This is a genomic window from Geodermatophilus sp. SYSU D00663 (assembly GCF_054050655.1).
In genome coordinates this window covers 126,279-151,201 of sequence record NZ_JBJGZT010000007.1, presented here as the reverse complement: position 1 = coordinate 151,201, position 24,923 = coordinate 126,279, and the positions used below count along the sequence as shown (strand labels likewise).

Sequence of the window (24,923 nt, the reverse complement as noted above, 5' to 3'; positions counted from 1 at the left end):
CCCTTCCCCAGCCTGGCCGTCCCCTCTGCGGGACCTCAGAGCCGAAGGTCACCGGCGCCCTCTCCCGGCGGATCGTGCGGCCGAGGGCCCGGTACATGCCCGTCCCCTCCCACGACCGGGGGACCGGCGCCGCCGGGGGCTCCAGCTCCCCTCACCGGGCGGCCGATGGGACGGGGTGACGCCGCACCGCCCCTCCCACCGCTGGTACCCCGCCGAGGACCCCTGGGAGTGGGCCGGCCGGCACGGGCTCTGGCGCGGGGACGACGTCGCCGCCACCGCGCTGGTGCTCGCGGTCACCGAGCACACCGAGGACGCCTCCCCCTGGGCGGCCGGCCAGGTCGTGCGGCTGGTCCGGTCCGTCCTGGACGACGCCTCCCCCGCCGCGGGCCTGCTGGCCGCCGCGCTCGCCGGTCCCGCCGCCGGGCTCGGTGAGGTGGCGGCGACGCCGCTGGTGCACGTGCGGGCGGCGGTCGCGGCCCGGCCCGACCTGCCCGGTGACGTCGCGGCCGTGCTGGACCGGGACGAGGCCCTGCGGCGGGCCCGCGGGCGGGTCGCGGTCACGCCGCCGGGGGACGCGCGCGGCCTGGTCGCCGAGTTCCGGGCGTGGTCGCTGGGCCGGGCCCTCCTGCGGCAGCGCGGCACGTGGACCGGCCGCGCCCGGCTGGCCGTCCGCCTCGACGAGGAGGCCGCGGACCTGCTCGCCGAGCTCGGCCGGACGCCGGCCGCCGACCTGCTCGTCCGTGCCACCGGGGGGCGCGGCGCCCGCGGCTGAGCCGCCCGGCCTGCGGGGGCGCGCCCGCTCGGGGAGGGTGGCGGGGGCCCCGCCTGGGGCCGCCGACCGCGGGAGGAGCGACGTGCCGGACTGGGTGACCGACGCGATCTGGTGGCAGGTGCACCCCCTGTCCTTCACCGGCGCGGAGCCGGCCGCCCTCCCGCCCGGGGAGCTGCGGCACCGGCTGCCCCACCTGCAGCGCTGGCTGGACCACCTGCTGGCACTGGGCTGCAACGGCCTGGCGCTCGGGCCGGTGTTCGCCAGCGGCACCCACGGCTACGACACCGTCGACCACTTCCGCGTCGACCCGCGCCTGGGTGACGACGCCGACCTCGACGCGCTGCTCGCCGCGGCGCACGAGCGCGGCGTCCGGGTGCTGCTCGACGGCGTGTTCAACCACGTGGGCCGCGACCACCCCGCGTTCCGCGCCGTCGTCGAGCAGGGGCGCGACGCCCCGACGGCGGACTGGTTCCGGCTCCACTGGCCGCCGGACTGGACGCCGGGCACCGCACCGGGCGCCGACGTCTTCGAGGGCCACGACCTGCTCGTCGAGCTCGACCACTCCTCCCCCGCCGTCGCCGACCTGGTCACCCGCGTGATGACGCACTGGCTCGACCGCGGCGCCGACGGCTGGCGCCTGGACGCCGCCTACGCCGTGCCGCCCTCGTTCTGGGCGCGGGTCCTGCCCGCCGTGCGCGCCCGCCACCCGCAGGCCTACGTCGTCGGCGAGGTCATCCACGGCGACTACCCGCGGCTCGTGGCCGAGGGCGGGCTGGACGCGGTCACCCAGTACGAGCTGTGGCAGGCGGTCTGGCACGGGATCGCCGAGCGCAACCTGTTCGAGCTGGCCTGGTCGCTGCAGCGGCACGCCGGCTTCCTGCGCTCCTTCGTGCCGTGGACGTTCGTCGGCAACCACGACGTCACCCGCATCGCCAGCCAGCTGCCCGACGTCCGGCACCTCCCCCACGCGCTCGCGGTGCTGTTCACCGTGGGCGGGACGCCGGCGGTGTGGTCCGGCGACGAGCACGCCTTCCGCGGGGTGAAGGAGCACCGCGCCGGGGGCGACGACGCCGTCCGGCCGCCGTTCCCCGCCGACCCGTCCGGGCTCTCGCCGCTCGGCGCGCCGACGTTCGCGCTGCACCGGGAGCTGGTCGGCCTGCGCCGCCGGCACCGCTGGCTGCACACCGCGGCGCCCGGGCAGGTGCACGTGGCCAACGAGCAGCTGGTGTACGCCGTCGCCGGGGACGGGCAGCGGCTGCTGGTCGCGCTCAACCTCGCCGACGCCGCGGTGCGCGTGCCCGCTCCCGGGGCGGGGGCCGTCCTCGCCGGCGCGGCGACCGTCGGCCGCGGTCGGGACGGGCGGGGCGGGGTGGAGCTGCCCGCGCACGGCTGGGCGGTCCTCACCGGCTGAGGTCGCCGCGCCCGGGGGCCTGTCGGGGCCCCGGCGGGCCCGGCATGCTCCGGGCACGCCCGGGGAGACCGGGAGGCAGGAGGTCGCCCGGATGACCGAGACCACCGGCCCCGCCGTCCCCGCCCTGCGCGGGATCGGGCTGTTCGCCGGCACCGACGACGACCAGCTGCGAACCCTGGCCGCCGTCGGCACCGAGGTGTCCTTCACCGACGGCGACGTCCTGTTCGTGGAGAACGCCCCCGCGGAGTCCTGGTGGGTGCTCCTGGAGGGCAGCATCGACCTGGTCCGCCACCTGGGGTCGGAGGAGACCCGGCTCGGGGTCATGGACGTGCCCGGCCGCTGGGCCGGCGGCTTCCGCGCGTGGGACGAGCACGGCGCCTACCTCGCCACCGGCCGGGCGGCGTCGGACGGGCGGGTGCTGCGGGTGCCGGCCGCGGCGCTGCGGGAGCTGTGGGCCAGCCGCTTCCCGCTGGGGCTGTACCTGACCGAGGGCGTGTCCCGGTCGGCGCGCAACTACGAGACGATGGCCCGTCAGCGGGAGGCCCTGGCCGCGCTCGGGACGCTGGCCGCCGGTCTCGCGCACGAGCTGAACAACCCGGCCGCGGCCGCGACCCGGGCGGTCGACGCGCTGACCGAGGCCCACGCGGCGATGCTGTCGTCGCTGCGCCGGCTGGCCGCCGCCCCGGTCGCCGGCGACGAGTTCACCCGGCTGGACACCCTCCGCCAGGAGCTGGGGCCCCGGCCAGGCGGGGACCCGCTGGAGGTCGCCGACCGGGAGGACGCCCTCGCCGACTGGCTGTCCCGGCAGGGGGTGGCGCACGGGTGGACGCTGGCCCCCGCGCTCAGCGGGGCGGGCGCCGACGTCGCCTGGGGCGAGCGGGTGGCCGGCGTCGTCGGGGCCGACCGGCTCGAGCCCGCGCTGGAGTGGGTGGCGAGCAGCCTGGAGGCGAGCGGGCTGCTGGCGGAGGTCAAGGAGTCCGCCCGCCGCATCTCCGACCTGGTGGCGGCGGTGCGGTCCTACTCCCAGCTCGACCGGGCCGCCGTGCGGGAGACCGACCTGGCCGAGGGCCTGGAGAGCACCCTGGCGATGCTCGCCCCGCGGGTGCCGCCGGGCGTGACCGTCGTCCGGGACCACGCACCCGGCGTGCCGCGCATCGAGGCGCGCGCCGCCGAGCTCAACCAGGTGTGGACCCACCTGGTCGACAACGCCCTGCACGCGATGGGCGACCGCGGGACGCTGCGGGTGTCCACGCGGGTGGACCGGGACGCGGTGGTGGTGGAGGTCGGCGACACCGGCGCCGGGATGACCCCGGAGGTCCGGGCGCACGCCTTCGACCCGTTCTTCACGACGCGCGGCGTCGGCGAGGGCACCGGCCTGGGGCTGGACATCTCCCGGCGGATCGTCGACCGGCACGGCGGGGACATCGACGTCGACCTGCGGCCCGGCGAGACGGTGCTCCGGGTGCGCCTGCCGGTCCGGCGTCCCGGACGTCACTGACCCGGGTGTCTCACGCAGGGCCTGCCGGGCCCCCGGCGGCCGGGACGGGCGCCGGGGTGGCCGGCCGCCGGTCCAGGGCGACGGCCAGGGCCGGGAACAGCAGCACGGTGACCACGCCGGCGCCGACCAGCGCGGCGGCGTTCTCCGGCAGCATGTGGCCGCTGCGCAGGCCGATCTCGGTGAGCGCGACCAGCACCGGCAGCGCGGTGGCGCTGACCAGGGCGGTCTGCGCGCGCTGCCGCAGCGGCAGCACCCGGCGGTAGACCAGCAGCGCCGGGCCGCCCCGGACGGCGAGCATGAGCACGAAGAACAGCACCAGCCGCAGCGGCGCGTCGGCGATCGAGCCGAGGTCCAGCGCCATGCCCGACGCCACGAAGAACACCGGCACGAAGAAGCCGTAGCCGACCGCGTCGAGCTTCGCCTCCAGCTGGGGCGCGGCCCCGCCGACCCACCGCCGCAGCACCATCCCCGCGAGGAAGGCCCCGAGCACCGCGTCCAGGTGGAACTGCTCGGTGACCGCGATGAGCGTGATCAGCAGCAGCACGGTGGCGCGCAGGGTGATCTGCGCGGTCGCGTCCTGGCCCGCGACGACGGCCCGGGCCAGCCGGCTGCCGTCCCGGACGCCGCGGCGCAGCAGGCCGAGGGCGAGGGCGAGCGCGGCGACCGCGCCCAGCGACACGAGCGCGGCGACCCGGCCCTGGCTGCCCAGGAACACCGCGATCGCGAGGACGGGCAGCAGCTCCCCGACGCCGCCCGCGGCCAGCAGGTACCGCCCGAGCCGGCCGGCGAGCAGCCCCTTCTCCCGCAGCACCGGCAGCAGCGTCCCCAGGGCGGTGGTGGTCAGCCCCAGCGCCACCGGGAGGAACGCCTCCACGACGCCCCCGGCGTGCAGCAGGCCCACGACGCCGAGCGCCAGCAGCAGGGACACCGTCCAGCCGAGCAGCGCCCGGCGGCCGGCGTCCTCCCGGAACAGCCGCGGGTCGAGCTCGTAGCCGGCGAGCAGGAAGACGAAGCCCAGCCCGACGTCGGCGAGCACCCGCACGTCCTGCGCCGTGCCGACGTCCAGTGCGGAGGGGCCCAGCAGCATCCCGCCGGCGAGCAGCAGCACCACCTGGGGCACCGGCAGCCGCGGGAACAGCCCGACGAGGACGGCGGCGAGCACGGAGACGGCCGTGACCGCGGCCAGGGTGTCGATCACCACGACGTCGTCCACCCGTACTCCCCTCGCCCGGGTGCCGGCCGATCCTCCCGCGCGCTCCCGCCCGCGGGGAAGCGTCCCGGCGCCCCTGCCGACGGCGCCGGTCGCCGGCCGGTTGTCAAACGCGAACGATGCGTTCACGATTGGCCCCGTGACGCTGTCGCTGACCGAGTACCGCTGCTGGGACGCCCTCGACACGGCCCGCCTCGTGCGCGACGGCGAGGTCACCGCCGCCGAGCTGGCCGAGGCGGCCCGCCGTCTGCTGGCCGAGCGGAGCGACCTCAACGCGGTCGCCGCCCCGGCCGCCCCCGCGCCCGGCGAGGGGACCGCACGGGGTCCCCTCGCCGGCGTGCCGTTCGCGGTCAAGGAGCTGCTCGCATGGCCCGGGCTGCCCTGGACCATGGGCTCCCGCCTCACGGCCACCGCTCCCGCACCCGGCCACTCGCCCTACACCACGGCCGTCCGGGAGGCCGGAGTGCAGGTGGTCGCCTCGACGACCAGCTCCGAGTTCGGACTGCTGGGCAGCACCGAGACGGCGCTGCACGGCGTGACGGCCAACCCCTGGCGGGCGGGCCTGTCCGCGGGCGGGTCCTCGGGCGGCTCCGCCGCGCTGGTCGCCGCTGGTGTCCTCCCCATGGCGCACGGCAGCGACGCCGGCGGCTCGCTCCGCGTCCCGGCCGCGCTGACCGGCGTCTTCGGGTTCAAGCCGTCGAACCGGCGGTGCGAGCCGACCGGCCCGGAGGCGCCCGGACTGGGCGCCCTGCTCGTCGAGCACGTCGTCACCCGGTCCGTCCGCGACAGCGCGGCCTTCCTCGCGGTCACCGAGCGCCGCGGCCCCGGGGCGGTGCACCCACCGGTCGGCCGGGTGACCGGGCCGCCGGCCGACCGGCTGCGGATCGCGGTGCTGGCGCCCACGCTGCTCGGGGAGCAGCCCGACCGGGCCGTCCGTCACGAACTCGACCGGGCGGCCGCGCTGTGCGCGTCGCTCGGGCACGTCGTGGACGTCGCTCCGGCGCCGGAGGTCGACGGCCCCGAGCTGAGCCGGGGCTTCTTCACGGCCGCCGCCCTGACCATGGCCCAGGTCGCCCGCGCGGCCGTCCCGCTGCTCGGGCGGCCACCGGGCCCGGACGAGCTGGAGCCGTTCACCCTCGAGCTGATCGACTGGGCCTCGTCGCTCGGCCCGGACGGGCCGGCGCGGGCCGGGCGCGCGTTCGCGGACGCCACCCGCGCCTACCTCGGCCTGTTCGAGCACTGCGACGTCGTCCTCAGCCCGACGCTCGCCCGCACCTCCTGGCCGGTCGGGCACCTGTCCCCGTCCGCGGGCCGGGAGACGCTGATCCGCCGCACCGAGGAGGCCGTCGGGTACACGCCGATCCACAACGTCGCGGGGTGCCCGGGGATGTCGGTCCCCCTCGGCCGGCACGACGGGCTGCCGGTCGGCATCCACTTCGCCGCCCGGCCCGGTGCCGACCGGATGCTGCTGGAGCTCGCCCTCGAGCTCGAGGGCGCCGCCCCGTGGGCCGACGTCCGGCCACCGGAGCCGGCCGCTCCGGGAGCGCGGTGATGGCCCAGGTCCTCAAGCCGGAGGTGCGCGCGCGGATCGAGGACGCCGCCCTGCGCTGCTTCGCCGAGGACGGCTACCCCGGCACCTCGGTCGCCGCGATCGGGCACCTGGCCGGCACCGCCCCGGGGAACGTGTACCGGTACTTCGGCTCCAAGCAGGCACTGTTCGACGCGGTGGTGCCGCCGGACCTGCCGGCCCGCCACGACCGGCTGCTCGACACCCGGGTCGCGGCCCTGGCCGAGGGATCCGCCCACGGCGCCCCGGCCGACGAGCTCCTCGGCTTCTGGCTCGACCACCCCCTCGCCGTCGCCGTGCTGCTCGACCGCGCGGAGGGGACGCCGTTCGCCGGCTACCCCGCCGCCTTCGTCCGGCGCCTGGTCGGCCACGCCGAGCGCTCCCTCGGCCGGCGGCCGACCCCCGAGCAGCGGGAGGTCCTCGACCTCGTCTTCGACAACACCCGCCGCGCGCTGGCCCGCATCCTGCGGACGGCGCGCGACCGGGACCACGGCCGCGCCCTCGTCGGCGGCTTCTGGAGCTACCAGCTCCCCGGTCTCGACGGGCTCGTCGCCCACCTCCGTCAGGACACCTGAGCCCGGTCCCGGAGCCGCCGTGTCACATCCGCGGGCGCGGCGGTGCTCCCTGGACGTGAGCGCGATGAGGCACGGTGTCCCCGCACCGGCGGCCGCCGTGCCGGCCGTCCTGTCCCGGGCCGGCCGGAGCCGGCGGGTGGGCCGGGCGGATCGGGAGGACGGCGGGGCCGTGTCGGGACGGGGAGCGGTCCGCGCCGACCTCGAGCAGGTCTTCCGCGTCTCCTACCCGCGCGTGGTCGGCGTCGCCGCCCGGGTGCTCGGTTCCCGGGACGGCGCCGAGGACGTCGCCCAGGAGGTGTTCCTCTCCTTCGCCCGCACCACGGTGCCGGCCGGCGAGGCGCCGGGCTGGCTCTCGGTCGCCGCGGCCCACACCGCCCTGAACCACCTCCGCTCCGGCCGCCGCCGCGCCACCCGCGAGGAGGCGGCCGGCGGCCCCGACCCCGCGGTGCCCGACGTCGCCGACGACGTCGTCACCCTCGACGAGCGCCGCCGCGTGCGGGCGGCCCTGGCCCGGCTCCCCCGCCGCCAGGCCGTCGCGCTCGTCCTGCGGCACAGCGGCCTCAGCTACGCCGAGGTCGCGGCCGCCCTCGACCTGTCCCCCGGCAGCGTCGGCACGACCGTGCGACGCGCCGAGTCCGCCCTGCGCGAGGAGTTGACCCGCCATGCGTCATCCGACTGAGGGCACGCTGCGCCGGCTCGTGGACGAGCCGGCCGGTGTCCCCGACGCCGACCGCGAGCACGTCGCCGGCTGCGCCACGTGCCTGACCGGCCTGGCCGCCGCCCAGCGCGACGCCACCGCCGTCTCCGCGGCCCTGTCCCCGGACACCGCCGCCGACACCGCCCCCGACACCGGGGCCGCCTGGCACCGCCTGTCGTCCGCGGTCGCCCTGGACGAGCGCCGCCGCGCGGCCGCCCCCGACCCGGCCCGCCGCCGGCGCGCCCGGCTGCGCAGCCCGCTCGTGGCCGCCGTCGGCGTGGTCGCGCTGCTGGCCGGCGGCGGCGCGGCCGCCGCCGCGGACTGGCTGCAGGTCTTCCGCACCGAGGAGATCGCGCCGGTCACGGTCACCCAGGCCGACCTGGTGGCGCTGCCCGACCTGTCCGCCTACGGCACCGCGCAGGTGCTGGAGGAGCCCGACGTCCGCCCGGTGTCTGATGCCGCCGCCGCGGAGGACGTCACCGGGCTCGCCGTCCCGCGGGTCGACGAGCTCCCCGGTGGCGTGGGCGGCGACCCGTCCTACCAGGTCGGTGACCGGGCGGCCGTGGAGTTCACCTTCTCCGCCGAGCGGGCGGCGCAGGCGGCCGCGGCGTCCGGGGAGACGCTGCCGCCCCCGCCGGCCGGTCTCGACGGCGGCCGGTTCCGGCTGACCGCCGGTCCCGGCGTCGCCGCGGTCTGGACCAGCGGCAGCGGCGCGCCCGGCCTGGTCGTCGCCCGGGTCGTCGCCCCCACCGCCGAGTCCTCGGGCATCCCGTTCGGGACCGCCCGCGACTACCTGCTGTCGCTGCCCGGCCTGCCCGAGGACCTCGCCGCCCAGCTGCGGTCCTTCTCCGGCGACGGCACGACGCTGCCGCTGCCGGTGCCGGCCGGGCTGGCGACCAGCTCGACCGCCGACGTCGACGGCGAGGAGGCCACGGTGCTCACCTCGCGGGACGGCTCGGTGGCCGGCGTGGTGTGGGTGACCGACGGCGTCGTCACCGCGGTGGCCGGGTCGCTGGGCGCCGACGAGGTGCTCGCCGTCGCGCGGGGTCTGTCGGAGTGACCTCCCCGACCGCCGCCGCGGAACGGCTGCTGGCCGAGCTGCCGCCGTCGCCGGCGGTCTGGTGCCAGGGGCTGCGCAAGCGGTACGGACGGCGGACCGCGGTCGACGGTGTGTCCTTCACCGTCGGCCGCGGCGAGGTGCTCGGGCTGCTCGGGCCCAACGGCGCGGGCAAGACCAGCGTCATCAAGATGCTGCTCGGCCTCGTCCGGCCCGACGCCGGCGAGGTGCTGCTGCTCGGGCGCCCGGCGCGCGACCCGCAGGCCCGGGCCCGCGTCGGCTACCTGCCCGAGCTGTTCCGCTACCAGCCGTGGCTCAGCGCGGCGGAGGTGCTGGCCCTGCACGTGCGGCTGTCCGGCGCGGCGGTGCCGGGGGCCGAGCAGCGCGACGTCCTGGCGCTGGTCGGCCTGGCCGACCGCGCCGGCGACCGGGTGGGCGGCTTCTCCAAGGGCATGCAGCAGCGGCTGGGGCTGGCCGTGGCGCTGGTGGCGCGCCCGGAGCTGGTGGTGCTCGACGAGCCGACCAGCGCGCTGGACCCGCTCGGCCGCGTGGACGTCCGCGACGTCGTGCTGTCGCTGCGCGAGCGCGGCGTCGCGGTGCTGCTCAACTCGCACCTGATCGGCGAGGTGGAGCGGGTCTGCGACCGCGTGGTCATCCTCGACCGGGGGCGGGTCGCGGCGGCCGGGACGCTGGCCGAGCTGCTCGGGCAGCGGGAGGTGCGGCTGCGGCTCGACGGCGTCGACGCCCGCGCCGAGGCGCGGCTGGCCGCCACCGGCCGGCTGACCCGCAGCGGCGACCGGTTCACCGTCACGCTGCCCGAGGACGCCGACGCCGTGGTGCCGGCGCTGGTCGCCGACCTGGTCGCGCTCGGCGTCCGGGTGCACGCGGTGGAGCCGGGGCGGATCAGCCTGGAGGAGCGGCTGCTCGACGTCCTCCGCTCGGGTCAGGCGGCCCAGTCGTGAGCACCGCCCGCGTCGTGCTGACGATCGCCGGCCTGACCCTGCGCGAGGCCGCGCGGCGGAAGGTGCTGCGCTCCCTCGCGGTGCTCACGCTGGCGCTGCTCGGGCTGTCCGCGTGGGGCTTCGCCCGGCTGGACGCCGAGTTCGGGGGGCTGACCAGCGGGGAGGCGCGGATCGCGGCGTCGACCGTGCTCAACCTGGTGATGTTCGGCTACAGCCTCATCGCCGCGCTCGGGACGGCGTTCCTCGCCGGCCCGACCGTCTCCGGGGAGGTGGAGTCCGGGGCGGCGCTGGCGGTGCTGGCGCGGCCGGTCCGCCGCTCGGCGGTGCTGGTCGGCAAGTGGCTGGGGCTGGTGGCGTTCGGCAGCGCGTTCGTCGCGCTGGCGGGGCTCGCGCAGTTCGTCGTCGTCCAGGGAACGGTCGGGTACTGGCCGCCCCGGCCGCTGGTGGGGCTCGCGCTGCTCGCCGCGCAGACCGCGGTGCTGCTCACCCTGGCCCTGCTGCTGTCCACGGTCATCTCGCCGATGGCCTCGGGCGTGGTGGCGGTCGGCCTGTTCGGCGCCACCTGGATCGCGGGCGTCGTCGGCGGGATCGGCGACGCGCTGGGCAACGAGGGCGTCGCGCGGGTGGGCGCGGTGTCGCGGATGCTGCTGCCCACCGACGGGCTGTGGCGCGGGGCGATGAACGCCTTCCAGGACCCGACGCTGGTCGGGCAGTTCACCGAGCTCGGCGGGTCGCCGTTCTTCGGCGAGGCCCCGCTCACCGCCACCTACCTGGCGTGGGCGGCGCTGTGGGTCGCCGTCGTCCTGGGGCTCGCGGGGATGGCGTTCTCCCGCCGGGACCTGTAGCCGTCCCGGCTCGGTACCGTCCGTGGCCGGGGTCACACGGCCCCGCCCCGCCCGACGACGCCGTCTGGAGTTGCCCCGTGCCGGTCGACCCGCACATCTCCGCCCTGCTGTCCATGCTCGCGCAGTCCGGCGCGCCGCCCATGTGGGAGGGCACGCCCGAGGCCGGCCGCGCCCAGTACCTGGCGCTCACGCACGGCGCGCGCTCGCCCGAGCACGTGGTGCCGGTGGCGAGCACCGAGGACCGCACCGTCCCCGGCGCCGAGGGCGACCTGCGGGCGCGGGTGTACCGGCCCGAGGGCGAGGGGCCGTTCCCCACGGTCGTGTTCTTCCACGGCGGCGGCTGGGTGATCGGCGACCTCGACACCCACGACAACATGGCCCGCAACGTCTGCCGCGGCGCCGGGGCCGTGGTGGTCGCCGTCGACTACCGGCTCGCCCCCGAGCACCCGTTCCCGGCCGCCGCCGAGGACGCCGTCGCCGCGGCGCGCTGGGTGGCGCAGCACCTGGACGAACTCGGCGGCGACTCCCGGCTCGGGCTCGCCGGCGACAGCGCCGGCGGCAACCTGGCCGCCGTCGTCGCCCAGGTCCTCCGCGACGACGGCACGAAGGTCGCCGCCCAGTTCCTGGTCTACCCGTCGGTCGACGTCGCCGGCGAGTACCCGTCCCGGGTGGAGAACGGGAAGGGCTACTTCCTCGAGCGGGACACGATGGACTGGTTCCACGGCCACTACGCCGGGACCTGGGAGGACGCCCGCGACCCGCGGCTGTCCCCGCTGCACGCCGCCGACCTGGCCGGCCTGCCGCCGGCGCTCGTGGTCACCGCCGAGTTCGACCCGCTGCGCGACGAGGGCGAGGCCTACGGCGAGGCGCTCGAGGCCGCGGGCGTGCAGGCCGACGTGCGCCGCTACGACGGGATGGTCCACGGCTTCTTCGACATGGGCGCCTGGTCCCCGGCCGCGCAGGCCGCGATCGACGAGAGCTGCGCGCGCTTCGGCGAGCTGCTCCGGGGCTGAGACGGCGGGCCGGCCACCCGCCGCGGTGGCCGGCCCGTCAGACCCAGTACGTGTCGTGGCGGAGCATGAACTCCGCCCGCTCCTCCGGCGTCATCTGCGCACCCCGCGCGAGCGTCCGGAAGTACTCCTCGCGCGGGCCGCCCGGCGCGAACATCAGCAGCATCGACGCGTGGTCGCCGCCGCGGAACCCGTGGATCCCGCCCTCGGGGACGTAGAGGAAGTCGCCCGCGCCCGCGGTGACCCAGCTGCGCCCGTCGTAGACCTCCACCTCGCCGCGCAGGACGTAGAACTGCTCGGAGATCGAGCGGTGGAAGTGCGGGCCGGGGCCGGACGCGTCGGCGCCGAAGGTCCACCGGTAGAGGCCGAACCGGCCGGTCGTCTGGTCCCCGGTGGCGAGGAACTCGCAGGTGACGCCGGCGGCCGAGACGGTGTCCGGGGGCTGGTCGGCGCGGCGCAGCCAGGCGGTGGCCTCCCCGGTGGTGCCGCGGTAGAGGTCGGGCGGGTAGTGGCGGTGCAGGGACACGGCTCCGGCTCCTCTCGTCGCCGGCGCCCATCCTCGCAGCGGAGCGGTAGCGTCCGCCGGGTGCCGGACGCTGCGACGGAGCGGGTCGGGCGGCGGCTGGACGCCCTCACGTTCGGGCTCTTCACCGTCGCCCTGGGCACCAACGTCCCCACGCCGCTGCTGCTGGTCTACCGGCGCACCCTCGGGCTGTCCGACGCCGACCTCACCGCCGTCTTCGGCTGCTACGCGATCGGCCTGATCGCCGCGCTGACCGTGTCCGGCGCCGCCTCGGACCGGTTCGGCCGGCGCACCGTCGTCCTCCCGTTCGCGGTGCTGGCGGGACTCGTCTCGCTGTTGTTCGTGCCCGCGGCCGAGCACCTACCGCTGCTGTACGCGGGACGGCTGCTGCAGGGCGCGGTGTCCGGCGTCGTGTTCTCGGTGGCCAACGCGTGGCTGCAGGACCTGGCCGGTCCCGGCGGGCAGCAGTCGGCGGCCACCCGCGGGGCGGTGTCGACGTCGCTGGGCTTCGCGATCGCGCCCGCCATGAGCGGGGTGCTCGCCGAGTACGGCCCGGCGCCGACGACGCTGCCCTACCTCGTGCACGTCGCCGTCCTGCTGGTCGGGCTGGCCGCGCTGCTCACCGTGCCGGAGACCGTGCGGGAGCGCCGGCCGGGCCGGCTGATGACCCTCGGCCTGCCGCCGGAGGCGCGGCGGCCGTTCCGCGCGGTGCTCGCGCCCACCGCCACGGGCGTGTTCGCCTTCCCCGCGGTGGCGGCGACCGTGCTGCCGCTGCTGGTGGTGCCCGACGGCGTCGGCGTGGCGTACGCCGGGCTGGTGGGCGGGCTGGCGCTGGCGGCGAGCGCGGTGGCGGCGCGGCTGGGGCGGCGGGCCGGGGGCGGCGGCGGTCCGCTCGGGATGACGCTCGGCGCCGTCGGCCTCGCGCTCGGCGTGGTCGCGGTGGCGACCACGTTCGAGCCGCTGCTGCTGCCGGCGTCGGCGCTGATGGGCGCCGGCGGGGGGCTGTGCCTGACCGCGGGGCTGACGCTGACCGCGCAGCTCGCGCCCCCGCACACCCGCGGGGCGATGAACAGCGCCTTCTACGCCTTCGCCTACGTCGGGTTCGGCACCCCGCTGCTGCTCGCCTGGCTGGGCTCGGTGTCCGGCACCGTCCCGGCGCTGGCGGCGTTCGTAGCGGTGCCGCTCGCGCTCGCCGCCTGGTTGTGGTGGGAGCTGCGGTCCACCGCCCGCGGGTGAGATGTCAACCCTCGGATGCGATCCGTGGACAGGCGTTTGACCTGGGGATTCACCGCGCGGGAGGGTGCCTGATCGGGTAAGCTTCGTACATGTGTTCGAGTGGGCTGGGCGGCGGGGACGTCCTCGACGACGTCGCCGCGCTGGTCGCCGAGCGCAACCGGATCGACGCCCGCCTCGCCCGCGCGGTCCGTGCCGCGGAGCTGTCCCAGGCGCCCGAGCGGGACGGCCTGACGTCGATGGCCTCGTGGCTGCGCGGGCACTGCCGGCTCTCCGGTGCCGCCGCCGCGCGGCTGGTGCGCACCGGGCGGGCGCTGGAGCACCTGCCGGCGCTGGCCGAGGCGCACGACGCCGGTCTCGTGTCCGCCGAGCAGGTCGCCGTCGCGGCGCGGGCGGTGACCCCCGAGCGGCTGGCCTCGGCCGCCGACCAGCGTGTGGACCTGGCGGTGGTCGACGCGGTGCTCACCGGCGTGGCGATCGAGCAGTCGCACGCCGACCTCGCCCAGGTGGTGCAGCACTACTGCAACGCCCTCGATCCCGACGGACCGGAACCGGACCCCACCGAGGGGCGGTCGTTGACGCTGGCCCGGCACGCCGACGGCTCCCTCACGATCCGCGGGCACCTGGACGCCGTGGGCGGGGAGAGGCTACAGACGGCCCTGGAGGCGCACGTGCAGGCCGACCGCCCCGCCGGCGATGAGCGCACCCGCGCCCAGCGCCTCGGCGACGCGCTGGTGCAGCTCGCCGACAACGCCCTGGCGTCCGGGACCCTGCCGACGCTGCGCGGCCACAGGCCACAGATCGCCGTCGTCATCGACCTCGACGACCTGGTCGATCCGGCCGGGCGTCCCAACGCCGGGCGGATGGGCTTCGGCGCCACCATCTCCGCCGCGAGAGCCCGCTGACTGGCCTGCGACGGCGCCATCTCCCGCGTGGTCTTCGGCCCCGACGGCGCACCACTGGACCTCGGCCGCGAGCGGCGGCTGATGAGCCGCCACATCCGCCGCGCCGCCGAACTGCGCGACGGCGGGTGCGTGTTCACCGGCTGCGGGGCGCCGACGTGGTGGTGCGACGTCCACCACCTGGTCCACTGGATCGACGGCGGCGACACCAGCCTCGACAACGCAGCCCTGCTGTGCGAACGCCACCACACCAAGGTCCACCACGGCTTCCGCGTCGAACGACAACCGACCGGCACCTGGCGCACCTGGCGGCCCGACGGCACCGAGATCACCACCCCGGCACCCCTGCTGGCGCCCGCCGCCTGACGTACCTCGCGCCTGCGCGCCTGTGTCAGCCCAGCGAGCGGCTTCGCTGCTCCGCGCCGACCTCGCCGTAGGGGTAGTCGGACCAACCGGGGTCGCTGACGGCGTCGAGCCGCGCGGTCTCCTCCTCGCTCAGCACGAGTCCGGCGGCTCCCAGGTTGCCGCGCAGCTGGTCGGTGGTGCGGGCCCCGAGGATCACCGAGCTGACGCCCGGCCGGGCCAGCAGCCAGGCCAGCGCCACCTGCGGCATCGTCGCACCGCGCGCCTCCGCGACGTCCTGCACCGCCGACAGCACGTCCCACGTGCGCTCCCGCGCGGCGACCCGGTCGTAGGCCTCCATCCCGCGCGCCGGGTCCTCGCCCAGCCGCGTCGCCCCGGTGGGCCGCTGGTCCCGGGTGTACTTGCCCGACAGCCACCCGCCGCCCAGCGGACCCCAGGGCAGCAGGCCCAGGCCGTTGGCCAGGCAGGCGGGCACGATCTCGGCCTCGACGTCGCGCACGAGCAGGCTGTACGACGGCTGCAGGGTCACCGGCACGGCGAGGTGCGCGCGCTCGGCCACGTCGACGGCCCGCTGCACCTGCCAGCCGGTGAAGTTCGACAGTCCGGGGTAGGCGATCTCGCCCGCGGACACGGCGTCGTCGAGGAAGCGCAGCGTCTCCTCCAGCGGCGTGAGCGGGTCCCACGCGTGCAGCTGGTACAGGTCGACGGAGTCCACGCCGAGCCGGCGCAGCGAGTCGTGCAGCGCCCGGCGCAGGTGCCGGCGGGAGGTGCCCAGCGCGTTGGCGTCCTCGCCCATCGGGAAGCGGCCCTTGGTGGCGAGGACGACGCGGTCGCGGACGTCGGCCGGGCGCGAGGCCAGCCAGCGCCCCACGATCTCCTCGGACGCGCCGGCGGAGTAGACGTCGGCGGTGTCGACGAGCGTGCCACCCGCCTCGACGAACACGTCGAGCTGCTCGTGCGCTCCCGCCTCGTCCGTCTCCGCGCCGAAGGTCATCGTGCCGAGCGCCAGCGAGGAGACGGCACAGCCGCTGCGGCCGAGGGTGCGCAGGTCCATGCGTCCAGCAAGCCACAGGACGCGGAGCCGCGCGAGGTCAGCGCAGGGCCGGCACCCGGTTGGCCAGCTCCAGCAGCACGTCGGCGTGGCACGGCTCGCCGGCCGGGCACCAGCAGGCGAGGTTCCGCCCCCGCAGCTGCCGGCGGGCCTGGGCGGCGAGGTCGCCGGAGGCGGCCCAGCGGCGGTACCACTCGATGGCGGTGGCACGGTCGGCGCAGCGGACGACGCGGCTGCCGTCCTCCTGCTCCCCCGGCTCCCGCACGGTCGGCAGCGGCCACGCGGTCTCGTCGTCGCCGGGCAGCCACAGGTAGGTCTCCCCCACCCGGAACGGGTTGCCCCAGCGCGAGGGCGGGCGACGACGACGGTGTTCGGCGGCTTCCGCCAGCCGCGCGCCCGGGAGAGCTGCACACGCACCGGACCGGTCATGGGCCGATGCTGCCGCGCGGGTGTGACAGGACCGCGCCGCGCTCCCCGGGCTCCCCCGTCCGGGGACACCCCCGGTCCGACCAGCGCTTCCGGGGGTCTCACCCGATGGTCCGCGCGCGGCGCCGTCGCGAGGCTCGAGGTGCCCGGCGGGACCGAGGTCACGTCCCGCCGGGCTCCACCCCCCGTGGCCGACGACGAGGCGCCGTGTCCGCTCCCGAGTGCACCCTCGACCCCCCGCAGCCCCCCGCTCCTGCCCCTCCCCGCCGCGGTCCGGCGGCGCGCGTGCGGGACCGGCTCGGCCACCTGGCGCTGCGCCGCGTCCGCCGCCGCGGGCTGGACCTCTCCCGCCTGACGTTCCTCCCCGCCGCCGCGACGGTCCCGCTGCGGCGGGTCGACGTCGACCCGGTGCCCGAGCTGCGCGACGGCGGGCCGGTGCGGCGGCTGGACCTGCCCTTCGACCTCTCCGTGCTCCTGGTGACCGGCGCCGCGGAGGCCCGCGCGGTGCTCGCCGACCGCGACGGCTTCAGCACCGACGTCCGCCACCTGTTCAGCGGCACCGGGCCGGCCACCGCCGACGACGTCGGCGGCCTGGGGTTCACCGACCCGCCCGACCACACCCGGCTGCGCGGCCTGGTCGCCCCGGAGTTCACGCGGGCCCGCCTGCAGCGCCTCGGACCCGCGATCGAGGAGACCGTGGCCCGGCAGCTCGACGAGCTCGAAGCGGCCGGGCCGCCGGCCGACCTCGCCCGGCTCGTCTCCGGCCCGGTCCCGATGCGGACGGTCTGCGACCTCCTCGGCCTCGACCGTCCCGACGAGCAGCTGGTCACCCGCCTGGCCACCAGGCGCTTCGACGCCGCCCGCGGCACCGCCGGCGCGTTCGGCGCGGTGTCGGCGCAGCGCCGGCTGCTGTTCGACGCGGTCGCACGGCAGCGCCGGGACCCCGGCGACGGGTTGCTCGGGCGGATCGTCCGCGAGCACGGCGACGCCGTCTCCGACGCCGACCTGGCCGGCCTGGCGGACGGGATCGTCACCGGCGGGTTCGAGACGACGGCGTCGACGATCTCGCTCGGCACCCTGGTCCTGCTGCGCGACCCGGCCGCCGCGGCGCTGGTGCGCGAGGGCCCGCGCCGGGACGTGGAGACGGTGGTGGACGAGCTCCTGCGGCTGCTGTCGGTGGTGCAGGTGGCCTTCCCCCGCTTCGCCCGGCGGGACACCGAGGTCGCCGGGCACCGGCTGCGGGCCGGCGACGCGGTCCTGGTCTCGCTGAGCGCCGCAAACCGCGACCCGGCCTGGGCCGGCGCGCACCCCGACGCGCTCGCCCCCGGGCGGCCGACCCGCGGCGGGCACCTGGCCTTCGGCCACGGGATCCACCGCTGCGTCGGCGCCGAGCTGGCGCGGCTGGAGCTGCGGATCGTGCTGCCCGCGCTGTTCCGGCGGTTCCCGGACCTCGCCCTCGCGGTGCCGCCCGAGCGGCCGGCCTTCCGCCGGCTGTCGTTCGTGTACGGCGTCGACGCGCTGCCGGTGACGTTCTGACTCAGCCGGCGGGGTCGGCGCGCAGCAGCGCGGCGCCCGGGACGACGAGGCGGCGGACGTGCGCGTCGACGTCGTCCGGGCCGGGTGCCGGCTCGCCGAAGTCGAGGGCGCCGATGGCGTAGAAGTCCGTCGTCGCGGTGACGCACTGCCAGCGCCAGGTGAGCTCGCGGCCGTCGAGGTGCGGGAGCAGCGGCGCCAGGGCGGCGCAGTACCGCCCGGCCGTCGCACGCACCGCCGCCGCGCCGTTGGCCTCCCAGCGGTCCGGCGGCTGGTCGAAGATCCGGGTGAACACGCGGGCGGCGTACCGGCCGCGGCCCGCGCAGCGCAGCGCGACGATCGGCCGCACCCAGCCGTCGACGAGCGCCTCGACGCCGGCGTGCCCGCCGAGGCCGGCCAGCGCCCGCTCCCGGTCGGCGACCACGCCGTCCACCACCCGGCGCTCGACGGCGGCGACCAGCCCGTCCTTGCCGCCGAAGTAGTAGCCCACAGCGGCGGCGTTGGCGACGCCTGCCCGCCGTAGCACGTCACGCACCGAGGTGCCCGCGGCACCGGCGGTCGCGAGCAGTTCCTCGGCCGCGTCCAGCAGCCGCACGGGGGTTGCGACCTCCGTCACGGCCCCTCCATCCTGGGTCACCGCCCTCAGACGGGCGTGTCAGGCGATCGTCTGGAGTCCAGCATGCCCGACGCCCGAGGAGCCCGGGGCGGCCTCGGCACCCTGCTCGCCGCCACGGGCGCCGCCTCGGCCCTGGTCGTCGGAGCCGCCCCATCGCTCGCGCTGGCCCTGCCCGAGCTCGGCCGCGCCACCGGGGCGACGCAGACCGAGCTGACCTGGGCGGTCCAGGCCTACGGGCTGGCCTTCGCCGCGCTGCTGCTGCCGCTGGGCGTCGCCGCCGACCGCTTCGGCCGGCGCGGCGCGCTACTGCTGGGCCTGGCGGTGTTCGCCGCCTGCACCGCCGCGTCGGGCCTGGTCACCGACCCGGTCGCGCTCGTCGCGCTGCGCGGGCTGGCGGGCGCCGGCGCGGCGGCGGTCGTGCCGGCCACGCTGTCGGTCCTGGTCGACGCCCATCCCGCCGAGCGCCACGCCTCCGCGATCGGCGTGTGGGCCGCGGTCTCCGGCGCGGGGGTGCTGCTGGGGCTGCTGCTCGCCGGCGCGCTGCTCGAGGTCGCCTGGTGGGGCAGCGTGCAGGTCGCCTCCGGCGCGCTCGCCGGGCTGGTCCTGGTGCTGTGCCTCGTCGTCGTCCCGGCCTCGCGGAACCCGGACCGGCCGCTGGACCCGCTCGGCGGCGTGCTCGCCCTCGCCGGTCTCGGCGGTGTGGTGTGGGGCGTCATCGAGGGGCCCGTGCGCGGGTGGACCGACGCGACGACGGTCGGTGCCCTCGCCGTCGGCGCGGTGTCACTGGCCGCGTTCACGCGCCACCAGCTGCGCAGCCGGCACCCGCTGGTCGACCTCCGGCTGTTCCGCGACCGGCGCCTGTCCCTGGGCCGTGCCGTCGTCCTCCTGCAGTTCGCCGCCGCCTGCGGTCTGCTCTTCCTCGCGCCGCAGTGGCTGCAGTACGTGCGCGGCCTCTCGCCCCTGGAGGCCGCGCTGTGGCTGCTGCCGATGGCGGTCGGCACCACCGTGGCTGTGCGGATCGCCCCGGTGCTGCGCCGGCAGGGCCCCCGCGCGGTCACGACGAGGGCGCTGCTCCAGATGGGCATCGGGGCGTTCCTGCTGTCCCGGCAGGCCGACGGCGACGCGCCGCTGTGGCAGTTCCCCGCGGCGACGTTCCTCTTCGGGATCGGCTTCGGCCAGGCGCTGGTCTCGGCCACGGCACTGATCGCCGAGGGCCTGCCCGCCGACCGGCGCTCGCCCGCCGCCACGGTCGGGGACGCGACGCGCTGGGTCGGCGGCGCGCTCGGCGGCGCGGTCGCCGCCGGTGTCCTGCTCGCCGTCTACCGGGGCGACCTGTCCCCCGCGGTCGCGGACCTGCCCGCGCAGACCTCCGCCTGGGCGAGGTCCGGCATGGCGCAGGCCGCCGAGGTGGCCGGCCGCTCGGGGTCCGCCGGCGCGGCGGTCGCCGACGGCGCCCGGGAGGCGTTCGCCGCCGGCTACGCCGTCACGTTGCGCGTCGGGGCGGCGGTCCTGCTCGGCGGCGCGCTGCTGTCCGCCGTGCTCGCCCCCCGGCGGGCGCAGGCCCGGCGCCGCGGCATCGGACGCGCCCTGGGTCCGGTCGTCTCGGTGGTGGCACGGCGGCGGCCGGTCGTGGGTGTCGCCCCGGTGTCCCGGGTGGTCCCGACCCGGCGCCTGCCCCGGGGTGTGGAGGTCGCCCTGGTGGGCGGGATGGTGCTGGGCCTCTTCGGCGGTGTCGTCCTGCTGACCCACGTCCTCACGCGGTCGACCGACGTGCCGGACACCGTCCCCGCCGCGCTGACCGAGGCGCCGCGGACCGCCGCGCCGCAGCTGTCCCCCACCTCCGCCGCGGTCGTGCCTCCGCCCGTGACCGACGCGACCGCGCTCCCCGGGACGTCCGAGCCACCCCCGGACACGACGGCGCCGGCGCCCACCACCACGGCCGCGCCCGCGCCGGCCCCGGCCACGGCGGCCCGGACCACGCAGCCCGCCGAGACCACCACCCCGCCGGCCGCGACCACCGCTCCACCCGAGACCACCTCCCCGCCGGCCGAGATCACCACTCCACCCGAGGCCACCACCCCGCCGGCCGCGACGGCGACGCCCACCCCGACGACGCCCACCCCGACGACGCCGCCACCGACCACGACCCCACCGACCACGACCACGCCGCCCGCGACCACCACACCGCCCGCCCCGACCACCACGACGCCTGCGCCGACCACCACGCCCACCCCGACCACCACGACGCCTGCGCCGACCACCACGCCCACCCCGACCACCACGCCGCCCGCGACCACCACGACCCCACCGACCACGAGCCCACCGACCGTGACCACCACCCCAACGGCGGGGACGACGACCACCCCGACCGGGACCACGCCGTCGACCGGGACCACGACCACCTCGGGCACGACCACCTCGGGCGCTACCACCTCGGGCGCGACCACCTCCGCACCGGCGAGTCCCTGAGCCGGATCCGGCAGGACTGCTGCGGTCCCCGGCAGGGACACCCCTGTCGCGGCACGGCGCGGCGACCGATCCTGGGGCATGGACATCCTGACCGCGAGCACAGCGGGCCGGGTCCGGCAGGCGGTGACCCGGTACTGGCAGGCCCAGGTGCACCTGTGGGAGGTGTACCTCTCGCCCGCCGGCTGGGACCCGGCGCCCGGGGACGAGGCCCTGCACTGGGTGGGCCGGCGCCTGGTGGGCAGCGTCCTGCCGGACGAGCCGCGCTGACCTCACTCCCCGGCGGTCAGCGCGGCCAGCTCGACGACGGCGTCGACCAGCGCGGCGCCGTCGAGCAGGACGAGGTCGTTGTGGTCGGCACCGGGGACCTCGACCAGCCGGTGCAGCGCGGCGGCGGCGTCGGCCACCCGTCGGCTCTGCGCCGGCGGCACGATCGTGTCCGCGGTGCCGAGCACGACCGTCGTCGGCACCCGCACCCGGGCGACCCGCTCGGCCACCGGGTACCGGTCGCGCAGCAGCAGCCGGACCGGCAGGAACGGGTAGTGCTCGGCGCCGACGGCGGCCAGGTCGGTGAACGGCGACCGCAGCACCAGCCCGGCCGGCGGGTGCTCCACGGCCAGCTCGGCCACCACCGCCGCCCCCAGGCTCTCGCCGTAGTAGAGGAGCCGGCCGGCGGGCACGCCGGCCTCCTCGAGCAGCCAGGTCCGCGCGGCCCGGACGTCGAGCGCCAGGCCCTCCTCGCTCGGGCTGCCCGGGTTGCCGCCGTAGCCGCGGTAGTCGAACAGCAGCACCGCCAGCCCGGCGTCCGACAGCGCCCGGGCCAGCGGCGCGCGCAGCCCGCGGTGCCCGCCGTTGCCGTTCGCCACCAGGACGGCGGGCGCGGCGGCGGCCGGGCCGGGGACGAACCAGGCGCCCAGGGTCAGGCCGTCGGCGGTGGTCAGCCCGACGTCCCGGGCGCCGGGCACCGCGACGGCCGCGGCGGGCAGCGGGCCGTCGTCGGGGAGGTAGACCAGGCGCCGCTGGAACGTCCACAGCAGGCCCACGACCACAGCCAACACGACGAGGACGGCCAGCGCCGCCCGCGGTCCGGAGCGCACGGCCCGATGGTCGCGGACGACCCGCACCGCCACCCCGCCGGACCGGGCGGCGGCCGCGGGACGCACCCGAGGAGGGCCCGCGACCGGTAGCGTCGGGGCGGACCGGAGGAGGTCCCGTTCCCACACACCGCGGACGCTGCGCCGAAGCCCACCTCGGATGCCCCTGCCGGGGCGACGAGACCGTCCACGAGCGACGCTCGAGTGAGATGCGCGACGCCCGGGCCCGGTCCGACGAGCCGGTGGACTGCCCCGAGTGCGGCTCCCCGACCACACCGCTGTCCCTGCTCGCCTGGGGGAACTGCCGGGTCTGCCGCACGGCGCAGTCCCGGCTGACCGACCCGCTCCGCTGGTGACGACGGCGGGGACGGCCGCCGCCCCCGCGCCGGGAGCCGGTACAGTGGCCTCCGGTCGCTGTCGTGCCTCTGCTTCGTTCTCGGACGTCCGCAGTCGTCTCTGCCTGACGTTCCTCTCGGTCCTGCCGGTCGGTGCGGCGACCCGGCGCCGGCACCTGCCGGACCGACACCCCCAGCACGGAAGAGAGAACGACATGACCCAGGGCACCGTGAAGTGGTTCAACGCGGAGAAGGGCTTCGGCTTCATCGAGCAGGACGGCGGCGGCCCCGACGTCTTCTGCCACTTCTCGGCGATCAGCGGCTCCGGCTACCGGTCGCTGGACGAGGCGCAGCGCGTCGAGTTCGACGTCACCCAGGGCCAGAAGGGCCCCCAGGCGGAGAACGTCCGCGCGATCTGAGCACCACCGGGGGCACGCGGCGCGACCGCGCCGCGTCCTCCCGCCGCACCACCACCGGACCCCCACGGCCCCTCGGCCGCGGGGGTCCCGTCGTCCCCGGGGCCCGGGACCGGACCGCCGGACCGCGGGACGCCCGGCGGGCACGCCCCCGTGTGAGAGTGGCGGCCATGTACCTGCTCGAGTACTCCCTGGCCGACGACTACCTGGAGCGGCGGGCCGCGCTGCGGGAGGACCACCTCGCGCTCGCCCGCGCGGCGCACGAGCGGGGTGAGCTGCTGCTCGCCGGCGCGCTGCCGGACCCGTTCGACCGGGCGCTGCTGGTCTGGACGACCGACCGCGAGGTCGTGGAGCGCTTCGCCGAGTCCGACCCCTACGTCGTCCACGGCCTGGTGACCGGCTGGACGGTCCGGCCGTGGAACGTCGTCGTCGGGGGGCGGGAGTCGTGAGCGGCTTCCCGACCGTCGCCGAGCTCGCCGCCGAGGAGGACGAGCTGCGGTTCACGACCTTCACCAACGACGACGCCTGGGACCTCGGCTCGGCGCTCGTGGCCGGAGCCCGCCGCGCCGACGCGCCGGTCGCGGTCGAGATCCGGCGCAACGGGCACCGGCTGTTCTCCGCCGCCCTGACCGGCGCCACCCCCGACAACGCGGACTGGATCGCGCGCAAGGCCCGGACCGTGCACCGCTTCGGGCACAGCTCGCTGTACGTCCGGCAGTCCTGGGTGGAGAAGGGCACGACGTTCGAGGAGTCCTCCGGGCTGGACCCCCGGCTATACGCCGCGCACGGCGGCGCCGTGCCGGTGCTCGTGCGCGACGTCGGCCCGGTCGGCGTCGTCGTCGTGTCCGGGCTGCCGCAGCTGGAGGACCACCGGATGGTCGTCGCGGCGATGCGGGCGCACCTCGGCCGCTGAGTACGGGTCGGTACTGGTACCTGTGGGACCCGTGTCACAGGATGTGCACCGTCGACGGCGACGGGGCCGACGACGGGACTCCGGAGGTGCGGGGACGTGACGGTGCGCAGTGCGGTCCGCTGGGCCGCGACACACGGCGCGATGCGGCTGGCGATCCGGGCACGGGCCCGGGCGGGCAACCCCGACGCCGAGGTCCTCCGCGACCCGGTCGTGCGCGAGGACCCCCACGCCCACTACGAGCGGCTGCGCACGCCGGCACCGTTCGCCGGCGGCGCGTTCGCCCGGGTCAGCGTGCACCACGACGTCTGCACCGACGTCCTGCGCAGCGACGACTTCGGCCAGATCGGCGGCAACCGCACCGAGGGCCTGCCGCCGGTGCTGCGGCTGGCGCTGCGCCTGGCCGGCCCCCGGCCCAGCGTCGGGCCGATCGACCCGCCGTCGATGCTCGCCGTCGACCCGCCCGACCACACCCGCTACCGCCGGCTGGTCAGCCGGGCCTTCACCGCCCGGGCGGTGGCCCGGCTGCGCGAGCGCACCGGCGAGATCGCGCACGACCTGCTCGACGACCTCGAGCGCGAGGCCGCGGCCACCGGCGGGCAGGTCGACCTCGTCGCCCGCTACGCCAGCCTGCTGCCGGTCACGGTCATCTCCGAGGTGCTCGGGGTGCCGGTGGCGATGCGCGAGCAGTTCCTCGCCTGGGCCGACGGCGCCACCCCGAGCCTGGACATGGGCCTGTCCTGGCGCACCCACCGCGAGGTCGAGCGCAACCTCGGCGAGCTCGACGCCTGGTTCCGCGGCCACCTGCGCCGGCTGCGCCGCGAGCCCGGCGACGACCTGCTGTCCGGCCTGGTCACCGCGGCCGACGACGACGGCGCCGCGCTCACCGAGCAGGAGCTCATGGCCACCGCCGCGCTGGTGTTCGGCGCCGGCTTCGAGACGACCGTGAACCTCGTCGGCAACGGCGCCGCGCTGCTGTTCGCGCACCCGGCCCAGCGCCGGCTGCTCGCCGAAGACCCGTCGCTGTGGCCGAACGCCGTCGACGAGGTGCTGCGCCTGGAGTCGCCGGTGCAGCGGACCGGCCGGCGGGCCCGGCGCGCCACCGAGGTGCACGGGGTGCCGATCGCCGAGGGCGACCTGGTGCTGCTGGTCCTCGCCGCGGCCAACCGCGACCCGCGGGTGTTCGACGACCCGCACGCCTTCGACGTCACCCGCCGCAACGCCCGCGACCACGTCGCCTTCTCCAGCGGCATCCACTTCTGCCTGGGCGCCGCCCTGGCCCGGATGGAGGGTGAGGTGGCGCTGCGGGCGCTGTTCGAGCGGTTCCCCGACCTCGCCGCCGCCGGCGCCGGGCGCCGCCGGAGCACGGTCATCCTGCGCGGCTGGGAGTCGCTGCCGGTCGCGCTGACCCCGGCGCTGTCCCCCGCCGCCGGCCTCGCCCGTTGAGGGCG

General features: G+C 77.5%; 27 protein-coding genes. 21 read left to right on the top strand and 6 right to left on the bottom strand.

The annotated features are described in order from the left end of the window. The first annotated feature begins 175 nt into the window (after positions 1-175). The 3 genes from ACI79Z_RS07590 to ACI79Z_RS07580 all read left to right on the top strand — a co-directional run bounded on the left by ACI79Z_RS07590 (position 176) and on the right by ACI79Z_RS07580 (position 3,681). Positions 176-772 carry a hypothetical protein gene (locus ACI79Z_RS07590; RefSeq protein WP_456902218.1) on the top strand — a complete coding sequence of 199 codons (597 nt, stop codon included), beginning with the start codon at positions 176-178 and terminating at the stop codon, positions 770-772. A gap of 82 nt (positions 773-854) precedes the next feature. Then, on the top strand, positions 855-2,183 hold the full coding sequence (locus tag ACI79Z_RS07585; RefSeq protein ID WP_456902217.1) for an alpha-amylase family glycosyl hydrolase: 1,329 nt from the start codon (positions 855-857) through the stop codon (positions 2,181-2,183). Between the two features lie 91 nt (positions 2,184-2,274). After that, positions 2,275-3,681, top strand: coding sequence for an ATP-binding protein (locus ACI79Z_RS07580; protein WP_456902216.1), 1,407 nt, complete (start codon positions 2,275-2,277; stop codon positions 3,679-3,681). 10 nt (positions 3,682-3,691) lie between these two features. On the opposite strand, the gene ACI79Z_RS07575 is transcribed toward ACI79Z_RS07580, so the two are convergent. Then, positions 3,692-4,894, bottom strand: a complete 1,203-nt coding sequence (locus tag ACI79Z_RS07575; protein ID WP_456902215.1) for a cation:proton antiporter — start codon at positions 4,892-4,894, stop codon at positions 3,692-3,694. 136 nt (positions 4,895-5,030) lie between these two features. Here ACI79Z_RS07575 and ACI79Z_RS07570 point away from each other — a divergent pair, with 136 nt between their 5' ends. From ACI79Z_RS07570 to ACI79Z_RS07540, 7 genes are all read left to right on the top strand, one after another. After that, positions 5,031-6,443, top strand: a complete 1,413-nt coding sequence (locus ACI79Z_RS07570) for an amidase (protein ID WP_456902214.1) — start codon at positions 5,031-5,033, stop codon at positions 6,441-6,443. Then, a complete protein-coding gene (locus ACI79Z_RS07565; RefSeq protein WP_456902213.1) occupies positions 6,443-7,033 on the top strand; it encodes a TetR/AcrR family transcriptional regulator in 591 nt (196 codons plus the stop codon). Before ACI79Z_RS07570 ends, ACI79Z_RS07565 begins: the two co-directional genes overlap by 1 nt. Before the next feature lie 169 nt (positions 7,034-7,202). Continuing rightward, positions 7,203-7,712, top strand: coding sequence for a sigma-70 family RNA polymerase sigma factor (locus tag ACI79Z_RS07560; protein WP_456902212.1), 510 nt, complete (start codon positions 7,203-7,205; stop codon positions 7,710-7,712). Next, positions 7,696-8,790 (top strand): hypothetical protein, encoded by a 1,095-nt coding sequence (locus tag ACI79Z_RS07555; RefSeq protein WP_456902211.1) that lies wholly within the window; start codon positions 7,696-7,698, stop codon positions 8,788-8,790. The genes ACI79Z_RS07560 and ACI79Z_RS07555 overlap by 17 nt, the downstream gene beginning before the upstream one ends. Continuing rightward, on the top strand, positions 8,787-9,749 hold the full coding sequence (locus ACI79Z_RS07550; protein WP_387988928.1) for an ABC transporter ATP-binding protein: 963 nt from the start codon (positions 8,787-8,789) through the stop codon (positions 9,747-9,749). Before ACI79Z_RS07555 ends, ACI79Z_RS07550 begins: the two co-directional genes overlap by 4 nt. Continuing rightward, positions 9,746-10,594, top strand: a complete 849-nt coding sequence (locus ACI79Z_RS07545; protein WP_387988927.1) for an ABC transporter permease — start codon at positions 9,746-9,748, stop codon at positions 10,592-10,594. Before ACI79Z_RS07550 ends, ACI79Z_RS07545 begins: the two co-directional genes overlap by 4 nt. A 77-nt stretch (positions 10,595-10,671) precedes the next feature. After that, on the top strand, positions 10,672-11,607 hold the full coding sequence (locus ACI79Z_RS07540) for an alpha/beta hydrolase (RefSeq protein WP_456902210.1): 936 nt from the start codon (positions 10,672-10,674) through the stop codon (positions 11,605-11,607). Positions 11,608-11,644: 37 nt separating this feature from the next. Here ACI79Z_RS07540 and ACI79Z_RS07535 read toward each other — a convergent pair whose 3' ends face one another. Further along, positions 11,645-12,130: a cupin domain-containing protein gene (locus tag ACI79Z_RS07535; protein ID WP_387988925.1), complete on the bottom strand. Its 486-nt coding sequence runs from the start codon at positions 12,128-12,130 to the stop codon at positions 11,645-11,647. A 60-nt stretch (positions 12,131-12,190) separates the two neighbouring features. Here ACI79Z_RS07535 and ACI79Z_RS07530 point away from each other — a divergent pair, with 60 nt between their 5' ends. The 3 genes from ACI79Z_RS07530 (at position 12,191) to ACI79Z_RS07520 (ending at position 14,628) form a co-directional block, all read left to right on the top strand. Continuing rightward, positions 12,191-13,363, top strand: coding sequence for an MFS transporter (locus tag ACI79Z_RS07530; protein ID WP_387988924.1), 1,173 nt, complete (start codon positions 12,191-12,193; stop codon positions 13,361-13,363). An 89-nt stretch (positions 13,364-13,452) separates the two neighbouring features. After that, positions 13,453-14,265 (top strand): DUF222 domain-containing protein, encoded by an 813-nt coding sequence (locus ACI79Z_RS07525; RefSeq protein ID WP_456902209.1) that lies wholly within the window; start codon positions 13,453-13,455, stop codon positions 14,263-14,265. 27 nt (positions 14,266-14,292) lie between these two features. Beyond that, positions 14,293-14,628, top strand: coding sequence for an HNH endonuclease signature motif containing protein (locus tag ACI79Z_RS07520; RefSeq protein ID WP_456902208.1), 336 nt, complete (start codon positions 14,293-14,295; stop codon positions 14,626-14,628). 25 nt (positions 14,629-14,653) lie between these two features. Here ACI79Z_RS07520 and ACI79Z_RS07515 read toward each other — a convergent pair whose 3' ends face one another. Both ACI79Z_RS07515 and ACI79Z_RS07510 read right to left on the bottom strand, forming a co-directional pair. Continuing rightward, positions 14,654-15,679, bottom strand: coding sequence for an aldo/keto reductase (locus tag ACI79Z_RS07515; RefSeq protein ID WP_387988922.1), 1,026 nt, complete (start codon positions 15,677-15,679; stop codon positions 14,654-14,656). Positions 15,680-15,716: 37 nt separating this feature from the next. After that, entirely contained in the window at positions 15,717-16,064 is a 348-nt protein-coding gene (locus ACI79Z_RS07510) for a DUF4326 domain-containing protein (protein WP_456902239.1), read from the bottom strand. Positions 16,065-16,387: 323 nt separating this feature from the next. On the opposite strand from ACI79Z_RS07510, the gene ACI79Z_RS07505 reads away from it, so the two are divergent. Continuing rightward, the gene (locus tag ACI79Z_RS07505) at positions 16,388-17,638 is read left to right on the top strand and encodes a cytochrome P450 (protein ID WP_456902207.1); all 1,251 of its coding nucleotides are present in this window, start codon (positions 16,388-16,390) and stop codon (positions 17,636-17,638) included. A gap of 1 nt (position 17,639) precedes the next feature. Here the strand turns inward: ACI79Z_RS07505 and ACI79Z_RS07500 are convergent, their stop codons facing one another. Then, positions 17,640-18,251, bottom strand: coding sequence for a TetR family transcriptional regulator (locus ACI79Z_RS07500; protein WP_387988919.1), 612 nt, complete (start codon positions 18,249-18,251; stop codon positions 17,640-17,642). Between the two features lie 63 nt (positions 18,252-18,314). Between ACI79Z_RS07500 and ACI79Z_RS07495 the strand changes: the two genes are divergently transcribed. Next, positions 18,315-20,720, top strand: a complete 2,406-nt coding sequence (locus ACI79Z_RS07495; RefSeq protein ID WP_456902206.1) for an MFS transporter — start codon at positions 18,315-18,317, stop codon at positions 20,718-20,720. 78 nt (positions 20,721-20,798) lie between these two features. Further along, positions 20,799-20,987 carry a hypothetical protein gene (locus ACI79Z_RS07490; RefSeq protein WP_387988917.1) on the top strand — a complete coding sequence of 63 codons (189 nt, stop codon included), beginning with the start codon at positions 20,799-20,801 and terminating at the stop codon, positions 20,985-20,987. Positions 20,988-20,989: 2 nt separating this feature from the next. On the opposite strand, the gene ACI79Z_RS07485 is transcribed toward ACI79Z_RS07490, so the two are convergent. After that, positions 20,990-21,814, bottom strand: a complete 825-nt coding sequence (locus ACI79Z_RS07485; RefSeq protein ID WP_387988916.1) for an alpha/beta hydrolase — start codon at positions 21,812-21,814, stop codon at positions 20,990-20,992. A 206-nt stretch (positions 21,815-22,020) separates the two neighbouring features. On the opposite strand from ACI79Z_RS07485, the gene ACI79Z_RS07480 reads away from it, so the two are divergent. The 5 genes from ACI79Z_RS07480 (at position 22,021) to ACI79Z_RS07460 (ending at position 24,918) form a co-directional block, all read left to right on the top strand. Then, positions 22,021-22,167 carry a hypothetical protein gene (locus ACI79Z_RS07480; protein ID WP_387988915.1) on the top strand — a complete coding sequence of 49 codons (147 nt, stop codon included), beginning with the start codon at positions 22,021-22,023 and terminating at the stop codon, positions 22,165-22,167. Between the two features lie 194 nt (positions 22,168-22,361). After that, positions 22,362-22,565 carry a cold-shock protein gene (locus tag ACI79Z_RS07475; RefSeq protein WP_012948522.1) on the top strand — a complete coding sequence of 68 codons (204 nt, stop codon included), beginning with the start codon at positions 22,362-22,364 and terminating at the stop codon, positions 22,563-22,565. Positions 22,566-22,732: 167 nt separating this feature from the next. Beyond that, the gene (locus tag ACI79Z_RS07470) at positions 22,733-23,011 is read left to right on the top strand and encodes a YciI-like protein (RefSeq protein ID WP_387988914.1); all 279 of its coding nucleotides are present in this window, start codon (positions 22,733-22,735) and stop codon (positions 23,009-23,011) included. Next, positions 23,008-23,475: a heme-degrading domain-containing protein gene (locus ACI79Z_RS07465; protein ID WP_387988913.1), complete on the top strand. Its 468-nt coding sequence runs from the start codon at positions 23,008-23,010 to the stop codon at positions 23,473-23,475. The genes ACI79Z_RS07470 and ACI79Z_RS07465 overlap by 4 nt, the downstream gene beginning before the upstream one ends. Positions 23,476-23,571: 96 nt before the next feature. Beyond that, a complete protein-coding gene (locus tag ACI79Z_RS07460) occupies positions 23,572-24,918 on the top strand; it encodes a cytochrome P450 (RefSeq protein WP_456902205.1) in 1,347 nt (448 codons plus the stop codon). The last annotated feature ends 5 nt before the right edge of the window (positions 24,919-24,923 follow it).

What these genes read in the sequence shown, in the direction of transcription:
- ACI79Z_RS07495 (WP_456902206.1), top strand. Translation starts at nt 18,315, where the DNA reads ATGCCCGACGCCCGAGGAGCCCGGGGCGGCCTCGGCACCCTGCTCGCC.
- ACI79Z_RS07565 (WP_456902213.1), top strand. Translation starts at nt 6,443, where the DNA reads ATGGCCCAGGTCCTCAAGCCGGAGGTGCGCGCGCGGATCGAGGACGCC.
- ACI79Z_RS07480 (WP_387988915.1), top strand. Translation starts at nt 22,021, where the DNA reads ATGCGCGACGCCCGGGCCCGGTCCGACGAGCCGGTGGACTGCCCCGAG.
- ACI79Z_RS07470 (WP_387988914.1), top strand. Translation starts at nt 22,733, where the DNA reads ATGTACCTGCTCGAGTACTCCCTGGCCGACGACTACCTGGAGCGGCGG.
- ACI79Z_RS07490 (WP_387988917.1), top strand. Translation starts at nt 20,799, where the DNA reads ATGGACATCCTGACCGCGAGCACAGCGGGCCGGGTCCGGCAGGCGGTG.
- ACI79Z_RS07525 (WP_456902209.1), top strand. Translation starts at nt 13,453, where the DNA reads ATGTGTTCGAGTGGGCTGGGCGGCGGGGACGTCCTCGACGACGTCGCC.
- ACI79Z_RS07475 (WP_012948522.1), top strand. Translation starts at nt 22,362, where the DNA reads ATGACCCAGGGCACCGTGAAGTGGTTCAACGCGGAGAAGGGCTTCGGC.
- ACI79Z_RS07555 (WP_456902211.1), top strand. Translation starts at nt 7,696, where the DNA reads ATGCGTCATCCGACTGAGGGCACGCTGCGCCGGCTCGTGGACGAGCCG.
- ACI79Z_RS07580 (WP_456902216.1), top strand. Translation starts at nt 2,275, where the DNA reads ATGACCGAGACCACCGGCCCCGCCGTCCCCGCCCTGCGCGGGATCGGG.
- ACI79Z_RS07515 (WP_387988922.1), bottom strand. Translation starts at nt 15,679, where the DNA reads ATGGACCTGCGCACCCTCGGCCGCAGCGGCTGTGCCGTCTCCTCGCTG.